At 75.7% G+C, this 2932-nt stretch carries 2 protein-coding genes; both read right to left on the reverse strand.

All coding sequences use genetic code 11. The annotated features are described in order from the left end of the window. Positions 1-2434 (reverse strand): beta-ketoacyl synthase N-terminal-like domain-containing protein (locus SSOG_RS44785; protein ID WP_050800211.1); only part of this gene is annotated, 2434 nt, incomplete at its 3' end. Next, a partial coding sequence (locus tag SSOG_RS44790; protein ID WP_245606533.1) for an acyl carrier protein occupies positions 2431-2932 on the reverse strand: 502 nt, incomplete at its 5' end. The genes SSOG_RS44790 and SSOG_RS44785, both read right to left, overlap by 4 nt.

Raw genomic sequence — 2932 nt, forward strand, 5'->3', positions numbered from 1 at the left:
CCGCCCACATCCCGGCCAGCGCGCGCAGATAGGCGGCCCGCGGGTCCGCGGCGGGCCGGCAGGGCCGGACCGCGACGGCGTCCGCCGCGCCCGAGCGCACCGCGCGTCCGAGGAAGCCGTCGGGGCTCAGATCGACCAGGGCCGGGCGGGCCCTGCTCGCCAGCTCGTCCACCGCGCGGGCGACCGGCCGGAGATCGACGGGCCCGACGAGATGCCGCTCCCAGTACGAGGACGGGTCCGGGCCGGCGCCCAGCGTGGGTATCCACCGGCCCGCCGCCCCGGGCGCCGCGGACCGGGCCAGGGCCGAGAAGGCGGCGGCCGACTCGCCGAGCAGCGGCGAGTGGTACGGAAGGTCGACACCGGTGTCACGGCAGGCCAGCCCCGCCGCGGCCAGACGGTCCCGCAGGCCGTCGGCCTCGTCCGAGGCCACCGCGAACACTGTACGGTCCTCGGACAGCACGGCCGCCGGGACCAGGCCCGGCAGGACCCGGGCCAGCTGCTCCGGGCCCGCGTGGACCACCAGCATCCGGCCGGGCGGGGCGCTGCGGTCCAGCTCCTCGCCCCGGTCGGCCAGCAGGGTCAGGGCACGGTCGGCGTCGAGTGCCCCGGCGGCGACGGCGGCGGCGTACTCGCCGAGGGAGTATCCGGCGCACAGCCCCTCCGGCAGCCCCCGGTGCCGCAGTTGCTCGACGACCGAAAGCACGACCGCGGTGTGCCAGGCGTGCCGCTGACCCCGGCGCAGCCGCCCCTCGTCGCGCAGGGCCGTCTCGATCCCCGGTGTACCGGGGCGGAGTTCCCCCAGCCGTGCCCAGTGGCGCCGCAGCGCGCCGGTGAACACCGGTTCCCACTCCCACAGCGCGCGGGCCAGGGGAGCGAGATCGGAGCCCTGTCCGGGGACGAGCAGGACGGGGGCCACCGACGCCGACGCCCAGCCCTCGACGCAGAAGGCGGCGTCGCCCTCCAGCCCCGAGATCGCGGCCTCCCGTTCCCGGGCCACCACGGCCAGGCGGAACGGCTTGGGCTCCCGGCCCCGGCGCAGCTCCCGGGCCACCGCGCTCAGCGGATCTTGCGGCACGGCACGGAGGTGGTCCGCCAGCCGTACGGACGTGGCGAGGCAGGAGTCCGGGGTGGCCGCCGAGACCTGGAGCACCACATGGTCGGCGTCCTCGGCGTTCTCAGTGCCACGCTCGGCAACCGGCGCGGCACCGACGACGGCATGGACATTGGTGCCGCCGAAGCCGAAGGAGCTGACGCCGATGACCGCCGCCGCGGGGTCGTCCATCGGGATCGCCCCGGCCGGGACGACGAAGCCCGCCTCGTCCACCGCAGCGGACGGTTCGCGGAGGCCCGCGACCGGCGGCAGCGTCCGGTGCCTGAGCATCTCGCACGCCTTGATGAACCCCACCGCGCCCGCGCCGACCCGCAGATGCCCGAGGTTCGCCTTGACCGACCCGAGCGTGATCCGTGAACCCGGGCCGTAGACGGCCCTCATGGCGTCCAGTTCGCTGCGGTCGCCCAGCGGAGTGCCGGTCCCGTGGCACTCCACGTACGTCACCTCGCCCGGCTCCACGCCGCCAGCGGCGAGCGCCTGCCGGATCACATCGGCCTGCCGGGAGGACTTCGGCGCGGTGAACGACGCCTTGGCCGCGCCGTCGTTGTTGACGGCCGACCCCAGCAGCACCGCCCGGACCGGCCAGCCCTCCCGCTCGGCGAGACCGCGGTCGGCCAGCAGCACCAGGCCACCGCCGGAGCCGAACACCGTGCCCGTGGCATCCCGGTCGAAGGGGCGGCACACCCCGTCGGCGGCGAGGATGCCGCCCTCCTGGTGGAGATAGCTCATGGGCTGCGGATGCTCGATGTCCATCCCCCCGGCCAGGGCCAGATCGCATTCCCCGGCCCGGATGCCCTGGGACGCCGAGTGGATCGCCAGCAGCGAGGAGGAGCAGGCGGAACCGACCGAGACGGCTGGTCCGGTCAGCCCCAGCTTGTACGCGATGCGCGTGGCGGCGTAGTGCGGATCGCCGCCCATCAGCGCCGACATGCCCTCGGTGCCGTTCAGCGCCGGGTCCCAGGTCCGCAGCAGATAGGAGCTGAGCCCGGTGGCGGCCCACACCCCGATGTCGTAACCGAGCACCGAGGGCCGCACCCCGGCCGCCTCCAGCGCCTCCACGGCGCACAGCAGCAGCAGTCGCTGCTGGGGGTCGATCTCGGCGGCTTCCTTCGGTGCGTAGCCGAAGAAGTCCTCGTCGAACTGCTCGGCGCCCGCCACCAGCCCATAGGCGTGGACCCGGCCCCCGGCGGTGGCACCCACGTTGGTCGCGGCGCGGGTGACCACGTCCCTGCCCCCGGCGACCAGGTCCCACAGCGCGGCGACGTCCGACGCGCCGGGCACCCGGCAGGCGTACCCGAGGACCACGACATCGCGGTCGTTCACTGCATCACTCCTTCGGTGTGGACGGGCGGTACCGGGGTGCCTGCTTGTCGTCGCGCCGCGCGCCGCCGGTCCGCGGCACTGCCCCCGGGGTGTGTCTGACGTACGGGCGGCCGCCCTTGCGCGGTCCGGTCGGCGCGGTCGGTCAGGGCCTCGATCTGGAGGGCGATCCGGGGGTGGTCCAGGAGGAACGCGGGCGACACCTCACGCCGCAGCACGTCGGTGAGCCGGGCCGCCGCGGCGACCACGCCGAGGGAATCCACGCCGCTCTCGAAGAGATTGGTGTCGACGGAGAACCCGGCCCCCAGCAGCTCCGCCCAGACGCCCCGCACCGCACCGGCGACCCCCGGCTCCCGGGGCGCCGCCCGGGGCGCCCGTCGCAGGGCCGCCAGATCCGTCTTCCCGTGCGCGGTGCGGGGGATCGCCTCGCACACGACGGTACGGACGGTGACCGGCCCGTCCAGCAGCCGCACCACCCGCCGCCGTACCCGGGCCGCCGTC

The sequence above is a fragment of the Streptomyces himastatinicus ATCC 53653 genome (genome assembly GCF_000158915.1).
Classification (GTDB): domain Bacteria; phylum Actinomycetota; class Actinomycetes; order Streptomycetales; family Streptomycetaceae; genus Streptomyces; species Streptomyces himastatinicus.